A 20,465-nucleotide genomic window follows, 5' to 3' on the forward strand; every position below is an offset into this window, starting at 1 on the left:
AACCATGTCCACGCCGCTCGAAGACTATGCCCTGCTGTCCGACACGCACACCGCAGCACTGGTGTCCCGGAACGGCAGCATCGACTGGTTGTGCCTGCCGCGCTTTGACTCCCAGGCAGCCTTCTCCGCCCTGCTCGGCGACGCCTACGACGGGCATTGGCTCCTTGAGGTACTGGGCGGGAAAGTTGTTGACCGCCATTACCTCCCGGACACGTTCATCACTGAAACAATCTGGGAATCACCCACCGGTCGGGCGAAAGTCACCGACTTCATGCCGATGGACGTCACCGGTAGCCAGGTGCGGCAGCACGTGATCACCGATCTGATGCGGATTGTCGAGTGCCTGGAGGGCGAGGTCGAGATTCACAATGTGATGCGGCTGCGGTTCGACTACGGCGCCTCCACCCCCTTCGTCACCTGCCGGGAGGTCGACGGCACCCAGGAGCTGCGCGCCATCGCGGGCCCCAATGCCGTGTACGTGCGGGGCCCGCTGCTGATGCCGGACGCCGAACACGGCTGTCACATCGGGCGGCAACGGCTACATGCCGGCGACAGCACCCGCTGGGTCCTGACCTGGACCCCCTCCCATCTGGAGCACCCGCCCCTGCCCGACCGTTCCGATGCCCTGCGGGACACCGCGGACTTCTGGCGGGAGTGGATCGGACGGTTCTCGGGACAGGGCGCGTACACGGACGTGGTCCGGCGCTCCCTGCTCGTGTTGCGGGCGCTGACCCACTCCTCCACCGGTGGGATGGTCGCCGCTCCCACCACCTCGCTGCCCGAGGATTTCGGTGGCATCCGCAACTGGGACTACCGCTACACCTGGTTGCGTGATTCGGCGATGGTCATCGAGGTGCTGCTGGAAAACGGCTTCGATCGTCGTGCCCTCGCCTGGCGGGACTGGCTGCTGCGGGCGATTGCCGGTGATCCCGATCAACTCCGGATCATGTACGGCCTCAGCGGTGAACGCCATCTGCCGGAGATCGAACTGCCCCACCTGTCCGGCTATGAGGGCTCCCGGCCGGTACGCGTCGGTAACGGGGCGGCGAACCAGTACCAGGCTGACGTCGTCGGCGAAGTCATGGTGTCCCTGGAGCGGCTGCGGGCCACGGGGATCGGTGACGGGGAGACCTCCTGGAACCTGCAGAAGGCCATCCTGAAATTCCAGGAGTCCCGGTTCACGGACAAGGATCAGGGCATCTGGGAGATGCGGGGCGACCCACACCATTTCACCCACGGCCGGGCGATGATGTGGGCGGCCTTCGATCGCGGGGTACGGGCAGTGGAGGAGCACGGCCTGGCCGGGCCCGTCGACCGTTGGCGCACGCTGCGGCAGACCCTGTGCGAAGAGATCCTGGAACACGGCTTCAACCCTGAGCTCAACAGTTTCACCCAGACCTACGACAACACGGAGGTGGATGCCTCCCTGCTGCAGCTCGCCCAGATCGGCTTCGTGGCCTACGACGACCCCCGGATGCTCGGCACCGTCGCCCGCATCGAGGAACAGCTGGTGGATGACGCAGGCTTCGTGCACCGTTATCGTCCGCGCACGAGCACCGACGGATTGTCCGGCGACGAGTACCCGTTCCTGCTCTGCACGTTCTGGCTGATCGAGCAGTACGCTCATTCCGGCCGTCTGGCCGACGCGAAGACACTCATGGACGCGGTACTGGAAGTCAGTACCGATCTGGGCCTGCTGGCCGAGGAGTACTCAACCCGGCATGGCCGCCTGGCCGGCAACTTTCCGCAGGCCTTCTCGCACCTCGGTCTCATCCGCGCCGCCTACGCCATCAATCACCCGGGCAAGGCCCAGGGCTGACTGCCCTGTCCGGGCGCCCCTGCCACGTGGCGCCCCGTCCGCCCGCAGCGCCGGGCCACCGCGGGCTTCCGGGCAGGGGCCACGCCTGCGGTAGAGTAGGTGCCGAACCGACCAGAGAGAGGGAGTGGCCACCTACCATGATCCAGTTCGTCATCGGCGCCGCCGCAGGATACGTCTTCGGCACCAAAGCCGGACGCAAGCGCTTCGAACAGATCAAGAAGGGCTACGAGACCGCGGTCAATTCCCCGGTGACCAAGTCCGCGGTCAACGCCACCCGGAAGGCACTGGCCGACCGACTGGATCCGCAACCGCGGATGAAGGAGGTCAAGAACCTCCGCCGGGATGGCCGGGTGGGAGATGACCCGGAAACCACGATCCTGGAACCGGATGCAGACTAGCCGCTCAGAACGGCGCCGGACCGTTCCGGATCAGCCCCGCAGGGCCCGGTCGTTGAGTTCACGGCGGGCCTGTTCCAGGGCCACCAGGTCCGCGAACAGCGAATTGTAGGCCAGCTCATCATCTGAGGGGCGCATCCGCTGTAGTTGACCTTTGAGCTGGGCGATCTGATTTCCCACCCGTGCCTCCTGCAGCTTGGAGAGCACACTGTCCACATACCCGTTCAGGTTCTCCGCATCGATCGGCAGCTCCTCCACCACCAGTTCGCTGACCAGGGACCTGCCCACGAGATCCGGCATGGCCTCAGCGACAGCGGACAGCCAGTCCACTCCCTCATAAGCCCTCTCGCAGCCACCAGCTCTGGCAATGGCCTGTTTGATGGTCCGGTACGCCTCATGGGTGAAGGTGTCCTCCGCCAGGCCGTCGAAGTAGCTGCCCGCCAGCTCCGGATACTGCAGCGCGATCTTCAGGCTCTCGCGTTCGGGCCACAGTCTGGGGTCCCGGCTGTTGGGCAGGACCAGCGCAGGTGCCTCGTCCCGCACCGGCTGGGATTGGTCGGACCCGAAACGCTTGGCGCGGAGCGGCTGCTTCTCCACCTTCTTCGGCTTCCGCGCCTCGTCCCGGACCTGCTGGAGCACCTCGCCGGGATCGTCCCAGCCGACCCAGCCGGACAGCAGGCGGGCATACTCCCCCTGCAGGACCCGGTCCCGGATTCCGGCCACCACGGGAACGGTCCGCCGCAGCGCCTGCAACCTACCCTCCACCGTGTCCAACGGATAGTCGGCGAGCATCGCCCGGATGACGAACTCAAACATCGGCACCCGCGAGGCCACCAGGTCCCGGACGGCGGCGTCGCCCTTGGCCAGTCGGAGATCACAGGGGTCCATCCCTTCCGGGGCCGCGGCCACGAAAGACTGCCCGGTGAACTTCTGGTCCCCCTCAAAGGCCCGCATCGCCGCCTTCTGGCCGGCTTCGTCACCGTCGAAGGTGTAGATCAGTTCGCCCCGGAAGTAGTTGTCGTCCAGCATCAACCGCCGCAGCGTCTGCAGGTGGTCGGAGCCGAAGGCGGTGCCACAGGAGGCGACGGCGGTGGTCACTCCGGCTGCGTGCATGGCCATCACGTCCGTGTAGCCCTCCACCACCACGGCCTGATGGCCGCGGGCGATGTCTTTCTTCGCCGTGTCCAGGCCGAAGAGCACCTTCGACTTGTTGTAGAGCAGGGTGTCCTGCGTGTTCATGTACTTGCCCATTTTATCGTCATCGAAGAGCTTGCGGGCCCCGAAGCCGATGACGTCCCCCGAGAGGTTCTTGATGGGCCAGAGCAGGCGACGGTGGAATTTGTCGATGGGCCCACGACGCCCCATGCTCGACAGTCCCGCTGCCTCCAGCTCCTTGAAATCGAAGCCCTTGCGCAGCAGGTGCTTGGTCAGGGTGTCCCAGCCTTCCGGGGCATACCCGCACTCGAACTGGTGCGCATGATCCACGGAGAAGCCCCGGGCCATCAGAAACTCCCGCGCCTTGGCTGCCTGCGGCGTCTCCAGCTGCTCCCGGTAGAAGGCGTGCGCGGCCTTGTTCGCCGCGATCAGTCGCTGCCGGGTACCGGGTTCCTCCCGGCGTCCGGTTCCCCCGCCCTGGTAGTTGATCTGGTAACCGATCTTCTCGGCACAGACCTCCACCGCCTCCGGGAAGGAGATGTGCTCCATCTTCATCAGGAAGCTGTAGACGTCACCGCCCTCCCCGCTGGAGAAGCAGTGGAAATAACCGCGGTTGGGGCGGACGTGGAAGGACGGGGTGCGCTCATCCTTGAACGGGGACAGTCCCTTCAGGGAATCCGCACCCGCGGGTTTGAGCTGGACATAATCGCCGACAATCTCCTCGATCGGGGTACGCTCCCGGATCGCCTGAATATCACTTTCCGGAATCCGTCCTCTACCCATCGCAGCCATGCCCACAACTTTAGCTGAGGGGTCAAACCCCGCCGGTTCCGTGCCGCCACGTCGATTTTTCGGCCCCGGCACCGTCGACCTGTCCAGGCTGGCTCCGCCGCGGTCTCCCGGGCGGTCTATGGGGCGGCTCATCCCCTTCCCCGCCGGTTTTCGCCGTGCTCACGGCCTGTGCCGCCGGCCGGACGACGGGGCTGGCTCCGTGGTTTCTGCACCACCTGGGCTAGAATCTGACATCGACTACAAAACTGTTCCGGGGCCCTCGGCAACCAGGGTTTTCACCGGGTTCGGACCCCTAGAGGAGAAGTGTTGAGCGGCAACCTGGATGACACGTTCTTTCACCTCGCTGATGTCATCCCCTTTGATGCAGTTCAGTTGCTGCGGTTCCGGGGTGAGAATCCTCCGGAGGAGCTGTACCGCTCCGGCTTCTCAAGTGCCACCGCCCACGCCCTGGCCCACCAGTTCCCACGGAACCAGCCGGCGGAATCCACCTCCCGTGGCACCCTGTCCCCCACGCTCTCCACGTCTGAATTCGCCGGGGAGTTCACCGACTCTGTGCCGTACCGCGAGTACCTGGCGACCGAGGGCTACGCCGACGTGATGGCCCTGGAGCTCTACCACAACGGCATCCCCCACGGCGTGATCCACTTCGCCAGTCATGCGGAGAACGCGTTCCAGGGTGAGCCGCGGCGTATCGGCCACGCGGTCGCCGGGCTCTTCAGTCAGCTGACGAGCACCACACCGCCCGTCCTACCGGGTGGCGGCACAGCCGGGAACACGGACCTGTGTCTCCACGATCAGCTGAACGCCGATCCCGATTTCATCGGTCATCTGCATAGTTTCCGGGCCTGCCACCGGATGCACCTGGAGCATCTCTGGTGGGTGGGCCGCACCCCGGTGATGGTGAGCATCCACCGCGGCGGAAACTTCAGTGTCCGGACTGCCACATCCGCCGACACGCACCGGCTCACACGTCAGGAACTGCAGGTCCTGAGCGTGTTGTGCTGCGGTTCCAGTGACGCGGACATCGCGGAACGCCTGGTCATCAGTCCCCGAACCGTCCAGTCCCACATCAACAAGGTGCGCCGGAAGCTCGGGGCCGGCAACCGGCTGGAGGCGGCGGTCATCGCCATCGGGCAGGGGATTTATGTCCCCCACCCGCAGTGGGCGCCACTCAGCCAGATCGTCCGGGCGAAACCGGGACCGTCGCCGGTGCCGGCACATCCCTGATCAACTCTGCGGCTGCCCCGATCGCCTCGCGCTGGTGATCATAGATCTCGTTGACGACCTGATTCTCCAGGCTCTCGAGGAAGGTGTCATCCACCCCGGCCTCCACACCGGTCATCTCCTCCAGTACGCCCAACCCACACGCCGGCATGTAGTTCACACTGTGGCCGCCTTCCTGAATGAAGACGATGTTGCCGTCACAGTAGCGGTCAGCGGCTTCCAGCAGCTGACGGGTCATCGTCCGGAACCCCTGCTTGGTGACCATCATCCGGCCATAGGGGTCCAGGATCGCGGCATCGAAGCCGCAGGCGACCAGGATCAGCTCCGGATCAAAGGCTTCCAGGGCGGGCAGCACGACCTCAGCGATGGTGTTTTCATACGCGGCATTTCCGCTGCCGGCAGGCAGCGGAATGTTCAGGTTGGCGCCGAACCCTTCCCCGCTGCCGCGCTCCTCACGGAACCCTGAATCAGCCGGGAAACAGCGTTCCTGATGGATGGAGATGGTCAACACCTCCGGGTTGTCCCACCAGATGCTCTGGGTGCCGTTACCGTGGTGGACATCGAGATCGACGATCGCCACCCGGGAGATGCCCCGGGATTCACGTGCGAACGCGGCCGCCACCGAGACGTTGTTGAACAGGCAGTAGGCCTCGGAGTTGTCGCGGGAGGCATGGTGACCCGGCGGGTTGATCAACGCGTACGCGGTGTCGACCTCGTCATCCAGCACTGCCCGGGTCGCCGAGATGGCACCGCCGGCCGCACGCAGCGCAATATCGTAGTTTCCCTGGTAGTGGGAGGTGTAGCCCTCTTCACGGGAGCGCTGGGAGTTCGAGGTGGAACGGGTGCGGACCCACTCCACGTGCTCCTCCGAGTGAACCCGCAGAATTTCCGGGCGTTGCGCCGGTTCGGCCACCAGCGGATGCAGGTGCGACGCAATGGCGGAAAGCTGGATGGCCTCATGCAGCTGACGTTTCAGCTCCGCATGCGCAGCCTGGTGCCCCAGAAAATGAGCGCGGCTCCCCGGCATCACGGGGGCGATCTCATCGTCTCCGGCAGGTACCCATCCGTAGAGCGTGTCCCAGACGTACCCGACCAATCTCCTGACCATGATTCAGTCTCCCCTTTCGCACGGACTCACTTCAGAGCCCACATTTCCAGTCATCCTAGTCCGTTCGGCCTGCAAGACATATCCGTATTTTCACCTACATTCGGACACAAAATACTTTCAGACGGAGTTACAGTACCTCCTTCGCGCTTTCCGGGGAATTCCGCCGACGATCACCCACCTATCGTTTTCATAAATTTCGTGGGTTCATGAGAGACTCCCCGTATGTCAGGCGAAGACAACCAGTCAGGTTCCCCGGCGCGGGGCTCCCGGAAGACCGGCTGGACCCTCGGCTCCGTGGCAGTGCTGATCATCGCGGTGCTGGCTGCCTGGTTCGGGTTCGGCACGGACATCGGCGGGAGTGATACCCGCGACGCCTCCGCCTCCGGTTCCGCGGTCTCTTCCACTGAACCCGCGGCGGAGGAAACCAGTTCCTGTCCCCTGCACGCGTTGCCTGACCAGGCCGGTGACGTGGTCAGTGACATCCGCTCAGACGGCCCCTTCGATTACCCGGACAACGACGGCACCCGCTTCGGCAACTATGAGGGACTACTCCCCGCTGAGCACGCCGGCTTCTACCGCGAGTACACCGTCGAGACCCCGGGACTGGACCACCGTGGGGCGCGCCGCATCGTCACCGGTGGAGGCACCGAATCCGATCCCGACGTCTGGTACTACACCGACGACCACTATGAATCCTTCTGCGAGATCCCCGATGCTGCATAACCCCGTTCTCATCACCGGTCAGCTGCGCAGCCGCGCCGACCTCTACCGGGCCCTGGCGGCCAACACCTACGGAAGCCACCGGCCGGCCCCGACCAACCTGGACGGCATGGCGGACCTGTTGCGTGAATACCACGTGGAAAAGGTGCTCTGCGCCGGCTGGGGGCTGACGGAGGAGGACACGTCCGCGGTCCTGACGGTCTTCGCGGATCTCGGAATCACACTGCACCGCTGAGGCGGGCAGGTGGCCCGGCTCTCCGGTCTCCGGCCCTCATCAGGCCAGGAAGCTGGAGATCCCGGCTGAGTGCCGGGCCAGGCGTTCCAGCCGGGACTCCGTCATGGAGGCCAACTGGTCCACGATGACCCGTTGGCGGGCGGCCTCGGAGTCGGCTTCCTCCCACCAGCCACGGAACATCGGGTCCAGAGACCCCGGGGCCCCTAGCATGAGATAGTCGAACACCCGAAAAATTCGGTCGCGCTGCCGATCCTGCCGGGCGATGTGCCCCGGGTCGTCCATCACGTAGAGCACGGCGATGGTCTTGAGCAGGGTCACCTCCGCCAAAGCCTGTTCCGGCACCATCAGTCGGCCGTGGGCACGGCCGAGCAACTCTCCACCGTCCTCCGGTGTCTGCCCGGCAGTCCTGCCGGTTGCCCCGATGGTCGCGCCCACATACCGGCCGACCAGTTCCGAGGTCATGCGCTTCAGTCCCGCGTAGCCGCGCAGGGAACCATCGAAATCCGCGGCGGCGTTGACCACCGCCAGGTCCCGCAGCCCACCGGCGGCGTCGATCAGCTCCGTAGGATCGCCGCCGAAGGCTCTGGCCCCCTTTTCCGCGAGCGCCGCCAGTTCCACCAGATCCCACAGGACACCGAGGTCGACGCGGCCGGAGACGATGCCGTCCTCGACGTCATGGACGGAGTAGGCGATGTCATCGCACCAGTCCATCACCTGGGCCTCCATCGAAGGCTGTTGGTCAGCATGACCGGCGCGCAACCACTCCAGCAGTTCCCGGTCCTCGTCGTAGGCGCCGTATTTGGTGTTGTGGCTGCCATCGGGGTTGGTCTTGGTACGCGGGTACTTGCATGCTGCGTCCAGGGCGGCACGGGTCAGGTTCAGACCGAAGCTCTCCCCTTCCGGGGAGACGATCTTCGGTTCGAGTCGGGTCAGGATCCGCAGGGTCTGGGCGTTGCCCTCAAACCCCCCGCAGTCCGCGGCCACCTGGTTCAGCGCCGTCTCCCCGTTGTGGCCGTAGGGCGGGTGGCCGATGTCGTGGCACAGCCCCGCCAGCTCGGCCAGATCCGGGTCGAGTCCGAGGCCGGCGCCCAACCCGCGGGAGATCTGGGCCACCTCGAGGGAGTGGGTCAGGCGGGTCCGTGGGGTGTCACCGTCGCGGGGACCGACCACCTGGGTCTTGTCCGCCAAGCGTCGCAGCGCCGCCGAATGCAGTACCCGGGCCCGGTCCCGTGAGAACGCGCTGCGGTGGTCCGCCTGCGAACGCTGGAGTTCACTGCCCTTCGGGGTCTCCTCGAAGCGGCGGGCGGAATCGGCTGGGCTGTACTGGTACATCGGCGGTGATCGGTTTCCTCTGGCTGCGGGGTTGTCGGCTGGAACGGGACGGCGTCAGCGGTCGCGCCGCAACTGCTCGTGGCGGGCGCGGCGCGACGGCCGCAGCCACCCCTGCACCAGTCGAAGTCTCTCCTCCACCATATCCGCCGCTCTGCGGCCGAGAGCACGGTAGAGGTCGACGACGAGTAGACCGCCGACCTCGTGGCTGAGTGCCAGCCCCCAGGCCCGGTCGGGGAAACGCGTCGGCGAGCTGGGGGTGGGGTCCGCAGTCGCCGGCACACCTTCCTGCCGGACGATGAGTTCGGCGCGACGGGAGTGCAGCGGGTCGGTGATCACCAGGGTGTGCTCTTCGGTCGCACCGGGCACCCGGTTCACCATCGCTGTCACGGATCCGCGGGTGTCGGACCCGTCGGGTACCGCAATCATGCGGTGCTCCGCGATGCCGCGTTCGATGAGATAGGTGCGACCGACCCCGGCCTCGGTGAAGCGGTCACCCGGGAGGCTCCCGCCGACGGTGATGATTCGGGCGTCGGGAAGCTGGGTGGCTCTGGTCACCGCATGATCCAGGCGGGCGGCGAGCTGGCGGGACGGGCGGCCGTCGTACTGCGCGGTGCCGAGCACCAGCACCTGACCGGCCGGGACAGGTGTGTCGGGGGTGCCGGAACGGCTGAGAATCCGCAGGAGACTGAGCAGGGGCGGGCCAAGTACCAGCGCGAGGAGGAGTGGGAGACGCACGACTGACATTGTGCCAGGTGAGTCAGTAATCTGGCTGTCATGAGAACCTCGTCATCCGAACACCCCGACCACCCGGACACGTCCGCGACTCTGCCGTCCCGCAGGCGCCGGACGGTCGTCGGGGCCGCTTCGTTCGCGGCAGCCCTCTCGGTAACGCTGCTCAGCCCCGCGCTCGTCGGTGCGACCGGTGTGGCGGCGGCTACGGCGCACTCGTCTGCAGCGGACCGGGGGCAGGTGCTCGCCCAGGCGCCGACCTACTACAGCGAACGCGTGGTGGACCAGTCCGGAGTCCTCGACGCCACCGACAAGCACCAGCTTGAGGAGGCCATCAACCAGTTCCAGATGGACACCCAGCGGGTCATCTTCGTGGTGTTCCAGCCCACCTTCAACGGCATGGACGGCGAACGGTGGGCGAAACAGGCGGTGCAGGTCAACGGTGGCGGCAACGTGGCGGTCTACGCCGTGGCCACCGATGACTCCGCCGTCGGTTTGTGGGGTGGGAGTGAGTGGGACACCTCCGAGCTGGAGTCCATGTACAACGCCGCCCAATCTGAGCTGGCGGCCGGCAACCTGGGCGGCTCGGCCTTCGCGGTGGTTGAGGAGGCGACGAGTGCCGGCACTGTCTCGGGGGAGTCGGTGGCGTGGCTCGGCGGCGGTGTGGCGGTGGCTGTCGCTGCCGGTGGCGGTATCTGGGCCTACACCCGCAGCCGACGGAAGAAGCAGGATGCGGCCCTGCTCGCCGATTCCCGGGGCATTGCGCCGGGAGACACCCGCCAGCTGATGAAGTTGCCGATGCACACGCTGGAGGAGCTGGCCAATGAGGAGCTGGTGTCCACCGACGAGTCCATCCGGCGCGGCCGGGAGGAGCTCGACCTGGCCGTAGCGGAGTTCGGACCGGACCGCACCCGGTCCTTCACCCGCGCGATGAATCACTCCACCACCACCCTGCAGCGGGCTTTCCAGCTGCAGCAGCGACTCAATGACTCGGTCCCGGAATCTGATGCGGAACGCCGCGGAATGCTCGTGGAAATCGTCTCCACCTGCGGTCAGGCGGATGATGCCCTGGACGCGGAAGCCGCCAACTTCGCCGAATTGCGCAACCTCCTGGTCAACGCTGAGTCCAAGCTCGACGAGATCACCCAACAGACCGTGGACCTGCGTTCCCGGCTGCCGCAGGCGGACACCGTGCTCCAGCAGCTCCACGAGCAATATTCCGCGGAGGTGCTCAGCACCATCGCCGAAAACACTGAAGTGGCCGCCGTGAGTCTCTCGGAGGCGGAGAAGTTACTGGACACGGGCCGGGAACTGCAGCATCGTCCGGCCGGCCAACAGGGCGGGCTGATCGATACTATCCGTGACGCCGAACATGCCGTGGAGGTGGCCAACCGGCAGCTGCTGGCCATCGAGCACGCGGATGAGAACATCCGTTCCGCCCGCACCGGTCTGGACTCCCTGATCGCGGAGGTGGAGGACGAGGCCCGGGAGGCCGGACAGTTCCGGCAGCGCGGGGGAGCCCAGGGGGTGCAGGCGGACTGGGACACGGTCGACGACGTCGTCTCCCGCGCCACCAGCCTCGTACAGGCGGCACGGCGTGACGGCGAGCGGGACCCGCTCGGTACCTACGCCGCCCTCAGTGACATCGATGCCGAGCTCGACGAACAGCTGGACACCCTGCGCGCCACGGCTGCGGATCAGCAACGGCTCCTGCAGCTTCTCGACCAGCAGCTCCATTCCGCCAAGACCCAGATCCAGTCGGCGGAGGACCTCATCTCCTCCCGCGGCCGGGTGGTGGGTTCCCAGGCACGCACCCATCTGGCGGAGGCCAAGCGACTGCAGGCGATGGCGCTCCAGCACCGGATCTCCGACACCCGGGCAGCCATCGACCACGCGCGGCGGGCGGCGGCTGTGGCCGGGCGGGCCTTCAAACAGGCCCAGGCGGATATCGAGACCTACCGGAACCGCCACAACCGCAGCGGCGGAAGTGGCACGGGGGCATTCGTCGCCGGCATGGTGATCAACAGCCTGCTCTCCAGCGGCGGCCGCGGCGGTGGCTTCGGAGGCGGTGGCTTCGGAGGGGGCGGTGGCGGCGGTTTCGGTGGTGGCTTCGGAGGCGGCGGGAGCGGCTTCGGCGGTCGTTTCTGACACTCTCCCTGCGATCTTCCCCGGAAGACGGCGGGGGCCGGCCCAGGGGGCTCAGGCCAGGCGAGGACGGCGTACCGGGGAATCAACCAGCACGCAACCCCAGGTCAGGAACACCGCGTCGACGGTGGGTAACTGCTCGTCCGCCGGGTCGTCACTGACCTCGACCTTGCCCGAAACCATCGGGCGCACGACCGCGGCCTGTTTGCCGCCCGCGGTCCGGATCCGGCGTTCCTTGCGCCACATGGAGATCCGTTCCAGGACGTAGCGGCGCCCTGCGCAGTCCGCCTCCAGTTTGTTGACGGTATAACCGGCCTGGGACAGGGTGAACACGTCCCCGTTAGCGCTGGTTGCCCGGGCCCGGAAACGGAACGGGCCTGGACTGTACTCCACGAGCAGACGCTCCTGGCCGACATAGATGACATCGGTGCGGACCTCCGCGATCATCGTTCCCAGCTGATCGAAGAGCTGATTTCCCTCCCACACCCATTTCCCGGAACTTGGGTCGGTGAAGATGCCCGCTCGCTCCTCTCCCATGTCCCGTGATCCTATGCTGTGAAGGCAGCGATGATGCCGGCCACGGTGAACAGGAGCAGGGTCCACAACAGTGTGCGGCTGGAAGTGCCCAGTCGGGACTCCAGGACGAGGCGTACCATCCAGCTCAGACCGGCGACCTCTGCGTCGCTGAGTTCCACGCCGGGTTCGAACTCCAGGATGGAGCGACGCACGCCGTTGTTCCCCCCGGAGAACTGACCCACTTTCCGGCCCTCGGCGTCATCGACGATCCAGTCGGTGCGGGCCTCGTTGACGAAGACGAAGGTCCGCCCGCCGAGGGAGACCTCGATCTTCTTGTCCCTGCCGAAATTACCGGAGGCTTGGTAGGACGTGCCGTCGGGGAGCGTTGCGCGGACACCTTCGGCAGGGTCCACGTGCAGCTGCCAGATCTGGCCCGCGATCGCGGCGGTGCCCTCCGGCGCAGCCTCACTGAAGACCCCGAGTTCTTCCGGGCCACCTTCGATCAACAGCGGGATACGGGTCTCCCCGCCCGTCTTTTCCCGTGGTCCCCAGGAGGTGTAATGCATCAGCAGCCGATCAGTCGCTGGGCGAGGTAGCCCTGCAGCTCGTTCAGCGGCACACGCACCTGCTCCATGGTGTCGCGCTCACGAACAGTCACCGCATTGTCCTCGAGGGAGTCGAAGTCGTAGGTGATGCAGAACGGGGTGCCGATCTCGTCCTGGCGGCGGTAGCGGCGACCGATCGCACCGGAGGTGTCGAAGTCAACGTTCCAGAACTCACGGAGCCCGGCGGCGAGCTTCTTGGCGGGTTCGGACAGCTCCGGCTTCTTCGACAGCGGCAGGACAGCCACCTTGACGGGGGCGAGACGACGGTCGAGCTTGAGCACGACGCGCTTGTCCACACCGCCCTTGGCGTTCGGCGCCTCGTCTTCATGGTAGGCGTCGATCAGGAAGACCATCAGGGCGCGGCCGAGACCGGCGGCGGGCTCGATGCAGTACGGGATCCAGCGCTCCCCCGACTCCTGGTCGAAGAAGCTGAGGTCCTCTCCGGAGCCTTCCGAGTGCACGCGCAGGTCATAGTCCGTGCGGTTGGCCACGCCCTCGAGCTCTCCCCATTTGCTGCCCGAGAAGTTGAAGGCGTACTCGATGTCCACCGTCCGCTTGGAGTAGTGGGACAGCTTCTCCTGCGGGTGCTCGTAGAGGCGCAGGTTCTCCGGATTGACGCCGAGGTTGATGTACCACTGGTGACGGGTGTCAATCCAGTACTGGTGCCAGTCCTCGTCCTCTCCCGGCTTGACGAAGAATTCCATCTCCATCTGCTCGAATTCACGGGTGCGGAAGATGAAGTTGCCGGGCGTGATCTCGTTGCGGAAGGACTTGCCGATGTTGGCGATGCCGAACGGCGGCTTCATCCGGGAGGAGTTCATCACGTTCTTGAAGTTGACGAAGATGCCCTGGGCGGTTTCAGGGCGCAGGTAGTGCAACCCCTCCTCATCGTCCACGGGTCCCAGGAAAGTCTTGAGCAGGCCGGAGAAGGCCTTCGGCTCGGTCCAGTTGCCGGGCTGTCCGGTCTCCGGGTCGTTGATGTCGGCCAGACCGTTGGCCGGCGGGTGGCCGTGCTTGTCCTCGTAGGCCTCAAGCAGGTGGTCGGCGCGGTAGCGCCTGTGGGTGTGCAGGGACTCCACCAGCGGGTCACTGAAAACCTCGACATGGCCGGAAGTCACCCAGACCTGACGCGGCAGGATGACAGAGGTGTCCACACCGACAACGTCATCGCGCTGCTGCACCATGGTCCGCCACCACTGCTTCTTGATGTTCTCCTTCAGCTCGACACCGAGCGGACCGTAATCCCAGGAAGAGCGGGTTCCGCCGTAGATCTCACCGCCGGGGTACACCAAGCCGCGCCGCTTGCACAGGTTGACAACGGTATCGATGACGGATTGCTTCGCCATGGGAACTGGTTCTCCTCGGGTGTCGGAACATGATGGGACGTTCGGTCGTTGCACGGAAAGAAGGGGTCCCGAAGAAGAGCCCGAAACCCGACCTTTCCACAACCGAAGGTTCCCGCCCAGTGTAGCGTCTCAGGAATAATCCGTGCACTAGCCCCCACTGCCCGATATACCGCAACTACGACCCTGATTGGAACGATTTCTGTCTCGCCTGGTATAAGTTAACGAGTATAATTTTCGGCCCGGAACGCCACTCAGGGAGGTGGACAATGACTGGGGAGCCGCTTCACGATCCACTGGTGCAGGAAACCCGAGCACACATCCCGACACCGCAACTATCTGAGGCCCAATTCGGGAATGTGCACCGCACCTTCGGTGCGCTGAACTCACCGCTACGACTGCGACTGATCCTGTTGCTCGCCGACCGGGAGCACTTCGTCAACGAGATGGCGGAACGGCTGGACAAGAGCCAGCCGTTGGTGAGCCAGCACCTGCGTATCCTCAAACTAGCCAAAATCGTCGACTTTGAACGCCAGGGCCGGGAAACCATCTACCGTCTGATCGACCGTCGCGTCATCGCGATCATCAATCTTACTGCAGAGCTCACGGCCCCGGAACCCGCCCACCAGGAAAACCACGAAGAGCCTACTTTAGCAGAGGCCGACCAGTCCCCGGACACGGCCCCGGTCCTTGACGAGTCCGACAGAGCGCGACTCGTCCCGGCGCCCCACACCTCGCACCACCGCAGCCGGCCCGCCCTGAAGGGCGGGATCCTCGCGGAACCAGATCATGAGGACGCCCGCTCCACGCCCGCACTGGTACCCACCGCGGATGAACCCGAGGACGAGCCCAACACCGACGAAGCCTGAGTTTCCCCTCCCCCGGTCCCCGTGGCGCCCGCGGCGGGTATTCTCATGCTCAGTGGACGCCCCGGTACTGCCGCCACGGACGGATCGCACCGATCCGCACCGGGCTGCCGGTGTGAACGAATAGGAGTGCAATTGCCGACCATCAATTCGGGCCTGCCCAAGCTCGGCGCCCGTAACACCCGCCAGCGCACGGCGGTCATCACGGTGCTGCGCGAAACCGAGAACTTCTCCTCGGCGAAGAGTATCCACCACGCACTCGGCGAGCGGGGTGAGAAGGTCGGCCTGACCACGGTCTACCGGACCCTGCAGTCCCTGGCCGAGATCGGGGCTGTGGATGTCCTTCACATGAGCACCGGCGAGACGCTGTACCGGCACTGTGAGACCGAGAAACACCACCATCACCTCGTGTGCGTCGACTGTGGACGCACCGAGGAAATCTCCGGTGGCCCCGTTGAGACGTGGGCCCGCCAGGTGGCCGCGGACTATGATTTTGAGCTGACGGGTCACGACGCCGAGATATTCGGCCGGTGCCGTGGGTGCCGCGAGAAAACGGCTGCCGCACAATAGCCGACGTCGCTAGAGAATCGCCCCGAACACCATGCCCAGCAGGTAGGTGACCCCGGCCGCCCCCAGCCCGATCAGCAACTGCCGGAAAGCGCGGTAGGCCGGGGGCTTGCCGGAGAGCAGCCCGGTGATACCGCCGGTGGCCATCAGTGCGATTGAGACCAGCACGGTCGCGATTATTCCACCGGCCAGGTTCCCTGCTCCGAAGAAGAACGGAATCAGCGGTAGGAACGCTCCCGTGGCGAAGAACCCGAAACTGGATATACCGGCCGCCCAGGGATTGCCCGCGGAGCTGACCTTAGGGATCTCCGCCTGCAGCTCCCGGACGTCGGCCTGCTGCAGCACCGCCGCGGCCTTGTGCTCCGCATCGGCGACGGACATGCCCCGGGCGCGATAGACCAGTGCCAGCTCATTGGCGTCGACGTCCAACTGGGGCACGACTTCATGGGTGTCCTGATTCGGGGCGGACGCCTCCAACAGTTCACTCTGGGAACGCACCGAGATATATTCGCCTGCGGCCATCGACAATGCTCCAGCCAACAGCCCGGAGATCCCGGTCAACAACACGATATTCGGGGCGACGCCGGAACCCATGACCCCGATGACCAGGGCCAGGTTGGACACCAGGCCATCATTGGCACCGAAGACCGCAGCCCGGAAATTGCCGGAGATCTTCTCCCGGCCCCGGCTGGCCAGGCCGCGAACAACCTCGGCATGGATACGCTCATCGGCGGCGATCTGCTCCGAGGCGTCCGCATCCGCGATATAGGGGGTGCGCGATTCCGCGGTCTGCATGAGCGCCAGGGTGAACACCGAACCGAACCGGCGCGCCATGAAGCCGTAGAAACGGGTCCTGAGATCGGGCTGCCGCGGCATGCCCACCTTGTCACCGAGCTTGTCACGCCAATACGCCTCATGCCGGGATTCGGCGTCGGCGAGCTCCGACAGGATCGCCCGTTCTTCTCCCTGACGACGGTTGGCGAGTTCGCGGTACACCGCGGCCTCAGCCCGCTCATTGGCCAGGTACCGCCGCCACCGGTTGATCTGCCGGCGAGTGGGTTCCTGCTCCATATCGATCACCTCGACGGACTCAGTCACGGTTTTCATTCCTCCTTGACTCCGCCGAACCGTCGGTCCCGCCTGGCGTACTCGATCACGGCATCGAACATGTCCTGAGGCGTGAAGTCCGGGAAGAGCTTGTCCTGGTAGACCATCTCCGCGTAGACCGACTGCCAGGTCAGGAAGTTGGAGGTCCGCTTCTCCCCCGACGGCCGGAGGAACAGGTCGACGTCCGGCATGTCGGGCTCGTCCAGGAAGTTCGCGAAGGCCTTCTCCGTGACCTGCTCGGGCCGCAGCTCACCGGCGGCGGCCCGGCGGGCGATTTCGCGGGCAGCGTCGACGATCTCAGCGCGGCCGCCGTAATTGACGCACATGTAGAAGGTCATCCGGGTGTTGTCCTGGGTCAGCTCCTCAGCCTTCTCCAGTTCCCGGATCACCGAGCGCCAGAGCCGCGGGCGACGTCCCACCCAGCGCACGCGGACGCCCTTCTCGTGGAGGATATCCCGCTGCCGGTGCAGCACATTGCGGTTGAAGCCCATCAGGAAGCGGACCTCACTGGCACTGCGCCGCCAGTTCTCGGTGGAAAACGCATAAGCGGACATGTGGGGGATCCCCATTGCCAGTACCGCGTCGATGGTGTCCATCAACACCGCCTCACCGCGTTTGTGGCCTTCGGTGCGCGGCATCCCGCGTTCCTGGGCCCAGCGTCCGTTGCCGTCCATCACCAGGGCGATGTGACGCGGCAAAAATTTCTCGGGGATCTGCGGAGGGTTGAGAGTCACGGTGTCTATTGTGCCCTATCCCTGATCGAGGATCTTCAGCGACGGTAGCTTCTGCTCCAGCTGCCACTGCAGGTGCGCCGCAGTCAACCGGTGCGCTGCGGAGAGCAGCTCCGGCCGGTCCAGATAACTCTCCACGGCGGTCCAATAACCGCCTGCCAACAGCCACATCAGATGCAGGGTCTCCGGCGGGATCTCCGCGGAACCACTCGGGCGGCAGTTCGTGCAGACCGCTCCGCCTGCCCAGGGGTGGAAGGCCTTGTGGGGACCGGGAGCATTGCACTGGGCGCAGTAGAACAGGCTCGGTGCCCAACCGGCGTGCCGCATCGCCTGGAGCAGGAACGCATCGAGCACGGGTTCCGGGTGGGGGTCATGCTGGATCCGGGCCAGCGTGGCCACGACGGCATCGAAGAGCCAGGGATCATCCCCCTGCTCCACCACCGCCAATCGCCCGGCGGTCTCCAACACCGCGCAGGCCGCAGCGTAACGCACGTAGTCCTCAATGATTCCGGAGCCGAAGTAGCGGACCGTGTCCGCTCCGGTGATGGTGGCCAGGTTGCGCCCCGGATAGAGCTGGACATCCAGTTCCACGAACAGCTGCAGCCGGGATCCGAACCGCGACCTGGAACGCCGCACCCCCTTCGCCACGCCACGAACCAGGCCGTGTCCGCGGGTGAGCAGCACGATGACCCGGTCAGCCTCCCCGAAGTCGTGGGTCCGGATCACCACCGCCTTCTCGCGGTAACTCTCCCGACGCATGTGGCCTCCCGCGGCTAAAAGCCCAGCCGACCAAGCGACTTCGGGTCGGACTGCCAGTTCTTGAGCACCTTCAGCCGTAGGTCCAGGTAGACGTTGGAATCGAGCAGGCGGATGATCTCCTGACGGGCGGTCTGGGTGATCCGAGCCAGCCGACGGCCGTTGCGGCCCAGCAGGATCGTCTTCTGACCGGGGCGCTCGACGTAGATCACGGCATGGACGTTCATCACGCCCTCACGGTCGGCGTCGGGGATGATCTCATCCACCTCCACCGCCACCGAGTGTGGCAGCTCGTCCTTGAGACCGGCCAGCGCGGCTTCCCGGATCACCTCGGAAATCCGGGTCACGGTGGCCTCATCGGTGATGTGGTCATCGGGGTACAGCTTCGGCCCCTCGGGCAGCAGCGGGGTGATGACGTCGAGCAGCACATCGGTCTGGACGCCGTTGACCGCGGACACCGGAACCACCTCGGACTCCCCGCCGAGCAGCTCGTGCAGCGCCAGCAGCTGGGCGCCGACCTGGTCCTTGGATGCCTTGTCCAGCTTCGTCACGATGCCGACGATCGGGGTTTTGGGCGCGACGTTGCGCACCGCCTCCAGGATCCAGCGGTCGCCGGGGCCGATCTTCTCGTCCGCCGGGATCGTCAGTCCGATGACATCCACATCCGCGTAGGTTTCCCTGACCTGCTCGTTCAGTCGCTCGCCCAACAGGGTGCGCGGGCGGTGCAGCCCAGGGGTGTCCACCACGATGATCTGGGCGTTGTCGCGGTGCACGATGCCCCGGATCGGGTGGCGGGTAGTCTCCGGCTGGTCAGCTGTGATGGCGATCTTTTCCCCGACCAGAGCATTGGTGAGGGTGGACTTGCCGGTGTTCGGGCGTCCCACAAAGCTGACGAATCCGGAGCGGAACCCCTCCGGGGTGTTAGTGAAGGTCAAGGGCCATCCTTAAGGTAGATGCGGTAGTTCCCACTATTTTAGCGCGTGGACGATTCAATCTCCGCAGCGGAATCCCGGCCGGCCACGGGGTCGACCTGGATCAGCACCGAACGCACCCGGATCCGGCCGCGGCGGTCCCTACCGCCCAGGCCGGTCAGGGTGAGACCACCGAGCACGGTGTGGGCCCCCGGCAGGGGTACGCGGCCGATCTCGTAGGCGATCAGCCCCGCCACTGTGTCCACCTGGTCTGTGATGTCGTCGTCGAAGCGGAAGTCCCGGTCCTCATAGTCCTCACGGAGATGATCAATCAGGTCATCGAGTGGCAGCCATGCCACGGCCCGGTACGTGTGGTCGTCGACCCGCTCGATCGGGGCGACCTCCTGTTCGTCGTATTCATCGGCGATCTCGCCGACGATCTCCTCCAGGATGTCCTCCATGGTGACCAGGCCGGCCACCCCGCCGTACTCATCCACCAGCAGCACCAGGTGGTTGTGTTCGACCTGCATGTCATGGAGCAGTTCGTCCAGGGGTTTTGAGTCCGGCACGAAACTCGCCGGTCGCATGACCTCCTCGACCGTGACCGAATGTCCGCCGTCGGTGGCCGTGTAGGTCTTCTCCACCAGATCCTTCAGGTAGACCACGCCCCGGATGTCGTCGACGTTCTCCCCGATCACCGGGAGTCGGGAGTTGCCGGAGAGCACGCACAGAGAGGTGGCCTGTCCGGCGGTCTTGTCCGCTTCGATCCAGACCATCTCGGTGCGCGGCACCATGACCTGGCGGGCGTTGGTCAGCGCCAGATCGAAGACGTTCTGGATCATCCGGCGTTCCTCGACCTCCACGATGCCGTGTTCCTGGGCGATGTCGACCATCTCCCGCAGCTCGATCTCCGTGGCGTAGGGGCCGTCCCGGAAGCCCGATCCCGGGGCGAGCAGGTTGCCGAGCCAGATCAACAGCCTGATCACCGGGCCGAGCACAAAGGCCACCCCCGAGAGCACCATCGCCGAGCGCAACGACACCGTGTAGGGGTTCTTCCGGCCCATCGTCCGGGCGAAGAAGCCGATGACCACGAAGGAGATCAGGGTGACCGCGGCGATGGAGACGGTGAGGGCCACGGCGTCGTTGGCCACCAGTTCCATCGCGAGACCGGCGGCGAAGACCGCCGCCGTGACATTCAGCGCGGTAGTGAGCAGGACCAGCAGGTTGATGTGCTTGGCCCGCTGGTTGACGATCTTCAACAGGGCGGGTGCCCCCTGGGCCTCGTCCTTGACGAGCTGTTCCACCCGGGCCCGGGAGATGCCGGACAGGGCGGCCTCGACGGTGCCGAGCAGTCCGGCCAACAGCAACGTGACGATGGTGACCAGGCCGTAGACAAGGGCTCCCATGGT

General features: G+C 65.6%; 20 protein-coding genes. 8 read left to right on the forward strand and 12 right to left on the reverse strand.

Going from position 1 to position 20,465, the window contains the following annotated elements:
* Positions 1-4: 4 nt before the first annotated feature.
* Positions 5-1,819, forward strand: a complete 1,815-nt coding sequence (locus tag ACQCVD_RS10005; RefSeq protein ID WP_426823615.1) for a glycoside hydrolase family 15 protein — start codon at positions 5-7, stop codon at positions 1,817-1,819.
* Between the two features lie 137 nt (positions 1,820-1,956).
* Positions 1,957-2,217, forward strand: a complete 261-nt coding sequence (locus tag ACQCVD_RS10010) for a hypothetical protein (protein WP_426823616.1) — start codon at positions 1,957-1,959, stop codon at positions 2,215-2,217.
* Between the two features lie 30 nt (positions 2,218-2,247).
* On the opposite strand, the gene dnaG is transcribed toward ACQCVD_RS10010, so the two are convergent.
* Positions 2,248-4,152 carry a DNA primase gene (gene dnaG, locus ACQCVD_RS10015; RefSeq protein WP_426823706.1) on the reverse strand — a complete coding sequence of 635 codons (1,905 nt, stop codon included), beginning with the start codon at positions 4,150-4,152 and terminating at the stop codon, positions 2,248-2,250.
* 315 nt (positions 4,153-4,467) lie between these two features.
* Here dnaG and ACQCVD_RS10020 point away from each other — a divergent pair, with 315 nt between their 5' ends.
* Complete coding sequence (locus ACQCVD_RS10020) at positions 4,468-5,388, forward strand: helix-turn-helix transcriptional regulator (protein ID WP_426823617.1); 921 nt, start codon at positions 4,468-4,470, stop codon at positions 5,386-5,388.
* Here the strand turns inward: ACQCVD_RS10020 and ACQCVD_RS10025 are convergent.
* The gene (locus ACQCVD_RS10025; protein ID WP_426823618.1) at positions 5,333-6,493 is read right to left on the reverse strand and encodes a class II histone deacetylase; all 1,161 of its coding nucleotides are present in this window, start codon (positions 6,491-6,493) and stop codon (positions 5,333-5,335) included. The two genes, ACQCVD_RS10020 and ACQCVD_RS10025, sit on opposite strands and share 56 nt — an antisense overlap.
* Positions 6,494-6,715: 222 nt before the next feature.
* Between ACQCVD_RS10025 and ACQCVD_RS10030 the strand changes: the two genes are divergently transcribed.
* Complete coding sequence (locus tag ACQCVD_RS10030) at positions 6,716-7,216, forward strand: ribonuclease domain-containing protein (protein ID WP_426823619.1); 501 nt, start codon at positions 6,716-6,718, stop codon at positions 7,214-7,216.
* Positions 7,206-7,448: a hypothetical protein gene (locus ACQCVD_RS10035; RefSeq protein ID WP_426823620.1), complete on the forward strand. Its 243-nt coding sequence runs from the start codon at positions 7,206-7,208 to the stop codon at positions 7,446-7,448. Before ACQCVD_RS10030 ends, ACQCVD_RS10035 begins: the two co-directional genes overlap by 11 nt.
* Before the next feature lie 39 nt (positions 7,449-7,487).
* On the opposite strand, the gene ACQCVD_RS10040 is transcribed toward ACQCVD_RS10035, so the two are convergent.
* Both ACQCVD_RS10040 and ACQCVD_RS10045 read right to left on the reverse strand, forming a co-directional pair.
* The gene (locus ACQCVD_RS10040) at positions 7,488-8,780 is read right to left on the reverse strand and encodes a deoxyguanosinetriphosphate triphosphohydrolase (protein ID WP_426823621.1); all 1,293 of its coding nucleotides are present in this window, start codon (positions 8,778-8,780) and stop codon (positions 7,488-7,490) included.
* Between the two features lie 54 nt (positions 8,781-8,834).
* Positions 8,835-9,524, reverse strand: a complete 690-nt coding sequence (locus ACQCVD_RS10045) for a YdcF family protein (RefSeq protein ID WP_426823622.1) — start codon at positions 9,522-9,524, stop codon at positions 8,835-8,837.
* A 30-nt stretch (positions 9,525-9,554) separates the two neighbouring features.
* On the opposite strand from ACQCVD_RS10045, the gene ACQCVD_RS10050 reads away from it, so the two are divergent.
* Positions 9,555-11,657: a TPM domain-containing protein gene (locus ACQCVD_RS10050; protein WP_426823623.1), complete on the forward strand. Its 2,103-nt coding sequence runs from the start codon at positions 9,555-9,557 to the stop codon at positions 11,655-11,657.
* Between the two features lie 51 nt (positions 11,658-11,708).
* On the opposite strand, the gene ACQCVD_RS10055 is transcribed toward ACQCVD_RS10050, so the two are convergent.
* The 3 genes from ACQCVD_RS10055 to ACQCVD_RS10065 are packed head-to-tail and all read right to left on the reverse strand — an operon-like array spanning position 11,709 to position 14,121.
* Positions 11,709-12,191 (reverse strand): hypothetical protein, encoded by a 483-nt coding sequence (locus ACQCVD_RS10055; RefSeq protein ID WP_426823624.1) that lies wholly within the window; start codon positions 12,189-12,191, stop codon positions 11,709-11,711.
* Positions 12,192-12,202: 11 nt separating this feature from the next.
* Positions 12,203-12,736, reverse strand: a complete 534-nt coding sequence (locus tag ACQCVD_RS10060) for a hypothetical protein (RefSeq protein WP_426823625.1) — start codon at positions 12,734-12,736, stop codon at positions 12,203-12,205.
* Positions 12,736-14,121 (reverse strand): glycine--tRNA ligase, encoded by a 1,386-nt coding sequence (locus ACQCVD_RS10065; RefSeq protein ID WP_426823626.1) that lies wholly within the window; start codon positions 14,119-14,121, stop codon positions 12,736-12,738. Before ACQCVD_RS10065 ends, ACQCVD_RS10060 begins: the two co-directional genes overlap by 1 nt.
* Before the next feature lie 266 nt (positions 14,122-14,387).
* Between ACQCVD_RS10065 and ACQCVD_RS10070 the strand changes: the two genes are divergently transcribed.
* Both ACQCVD_RS10070 and ACQCVD_RS10075 read left to right on the forward strand, forming a co-directional pair.
* Complete coding sequence (locus ACQCVD_RS10070) at positions 14,388-14,987, forward strand: ArsR/SmtB family transcription factor (protein WP_426823627.1); 600 nt, start codon at positions 14,388-14,390, stop codon at positions 14,985-14,987.
* A 132-nt stretch (positions 14,988-15,119) separates the two neighbouring features.
* Positions 15,120-15,554 carry a Fur family transcriptional regulator gene (locus ACQCVD_RS10075; RefSeq protein ID WP_426823628.1) on the forward strand — a complete coding sequence of 145 codons (435 nt, stop codon included), beginning with the start codon at positions 15,120-15,122 and terminating at the stop codon, positions 15,552-15,554.
* A gap of 9 nt (positions 15,555-15,563) precedes the next feature.
* On the opposite strand, the gene ACQCVD_RS10080 is transcribed toward ACQCVD_RS10075, so the two are convergent.
* From ACQCVD_RS10080 to ACQCVD_RS10100, 5 genes are read right to left on the reverse strand one after another with little or no spacing between them, the layout of a single operon-like run.
* Positions 15,564-16,658, reverse strand: coding sequence for a VIT1/CCC1 transporter family protein (locus ACQCVD_RS10080; protein WP_426823629.1), 1,095 nt, complete (start codon positions 16,656-16,658; stop codon positions 15,564-15,566).
* Positions 16,655-17,401: an isoprenyl transferase gene (locus ACQCVD_RS10085; RefSeq protein ID WP_426823707.1), complete on the reverse strand. Its 747-nt coding sequence runs from the start codon at positions 17,399-17,401 to the stop codon at positions 16,655-16,657. The genes ACQCVD_RS10080 and ACQCVD_RS10085 overlap by 4 nt, the downstream gene beginning before the upstream one ends.
* A 6-nt stretch (positions 17,402-17,407) precedes the next feature.
* Positions 17,408-18,148: a DNA repair protein RecO gene (gene recO, locus ACQCVD_RS10090; protein ID WP_426823630.1), complete on the reverse strand. Its 741-nt coding sequence runs from the start codon at positions 18,146-18,148 to the stop codon at positions 17,408-17,410.
* Between the two features lie 14 nt (positions 18,149-18,162).
* Positions 18,163-19,080, reverse strand: coding sequence for a GTPase Era (era, locus tag ACQCVD_RS10095; protein WP_426823631.1), 918 nt, complete (start codon positions 19,078-19,080; stop codon positions 18,163-18,165).
* Positions 19,081-19,118: 38 nt separating this feature from the next.
* Entirely contained in the window at positions 19,119-20,462 is a 1,344-nt protein-coding gene (locus ACQCVD_RS10100; RefSeq protein WP_426823632.1) for a hemolysin family protein, read from the reverse strand.
* Positions 20,463-20,465: the final 3 nt, after the last annotated feature.

It is taken from the genome of Corynebacterium halotolerans (assembly GCF_050107895.1).
Lineage (GTDB): Bacteria > Actinomycetota > Actinomycetes > Mycobacteriales > Mycobacteriaceae > Corynebacterium > Corynebacterium halotolerans_B.

What these genes read in the sequence shown, in the direction of transcription:
- ACQCVD_RS10045 (WP_426823622.1), bottom strand. Translation starts at nt 9,524, where the DNA reads ATGTCAGTCGTGCGTCTCCCACTCCTCCTCGCGCTGGTACTTGGCCCG.
- ACQCVD_RS10060 (WP_426823625.1), bottom strand. Translation starts at nt 12,736, where the DNA reads ATGCATTACACCTCCTGGGGACCACGGGAAAAGACGGGCGGGGAGACC.
- ACQCVD_RS10010 (WP_426823616.1), top strand. Translation starts at nt 1,957, where the DNA reads ATGATCCAGTTCGTCATCGGCGCCGCCGCAGGATACGTCTTCGGCACC.
- ACQCVD_RS10025 (WP_426823618.1), bottom strand. Translation starts at nt 6,493, where the DNA reads ATGGTCAGGAGATTGGTCGGGTACGTCTGGGACACGCTCTACGGATGG.
- ACQCVD_RS10030 (WP_426823619.1), top strand. Translation starts at nt 6,716, where the DNA reads ATGTCAGGCGAAGACAACCAGTCAGGTTCCCCGGCGCGGGGCTCCCGG.
- ACQCVD_RS10070 (WP_426823627.1), top strand. Translation starts at nt 14,388, where the DNA reads ATGACTGGGGAGCCGCTTCACGATCCACTGGTGCAGGAAACCCGAGCA.
- ACQCVD_RS10040 (WP_426823621.1), bottom strand. Translation starts at nt 8,780, where the DNA reads ATGTACCAGTACAGCCCAGCCGATTCCGCCCGCCGCTTCGAGGAGACC.
- ACQCVD_RS10055 (WP_426823624.1), bottom strand. Translation starts at nt 12,191, where the DNA reads ATGGGAGAGGAGCGAGCGGGCATCTTCACCGACCCAAGTTCCGGGAAA.
- ACQCVD_RS10005 (WP_426823615.1), top strand. Translation starts at nt 5, where the DNA reads ATGTCCACGCCGCTCGAAGACTATGCCCTGCTGTCCGACACGCACACC.
- ACQCVD_RS10065 (WP_426823626.1), bottom strand. Translation starts at nt 14,121, where the DNA reads ATGGCGAAGCAATCCGTCATCGATACCGTTGTCAACCTGTGCAAGCGG.
- ACQCVD_RS10100 (WP_426823632.1), bottom strand. Translation starts at nt 20,462, where the DNA reads ATGGGAGCCCTTGTCTACGGCCTGGTCACCATCGTCACGTTGCTGTTG.
- dnaG (WP_426823706.1), bottom strand. Translation starts at nt 4,152, where the DNA reads ATGGGTAGAGGACGGATTCCGGAAAGTGATATTCAGGCGATCCGGGAG.
- recO (WP_426823630.1), bottom strand. Translation starts at nt 18,148, where the DNA reads ATGCGTCGGGAGAGTTACCGCGAGAAGGCGGTGGTGATCCGGACCCAC.
- ACQCVD_RS10035 (WP_426823620.1), top strand. Translation starts at nt 7,206, where the DNA reads ATGCTGCATAACCCCGTTCTCATCACCGGTCAGCTGCGCAGCCGCGCC.
- ACQCVD_RS10080 (WP_426823629.1), bottom strand. Translation starts at nt 16,658, where the DNA reads ATGAAAACCGTGACTGAGTCCGTCGAGGTGATCGATATGGAGCAGGAA.
- ACQCVD_RS10050 (WP_426823623.1), top strand. Translation starts at nt 9,555, where the DNA reads ATGAGAACCTCGTCATCCGAACACCCCGACCACCCGGACACGTCCGCG.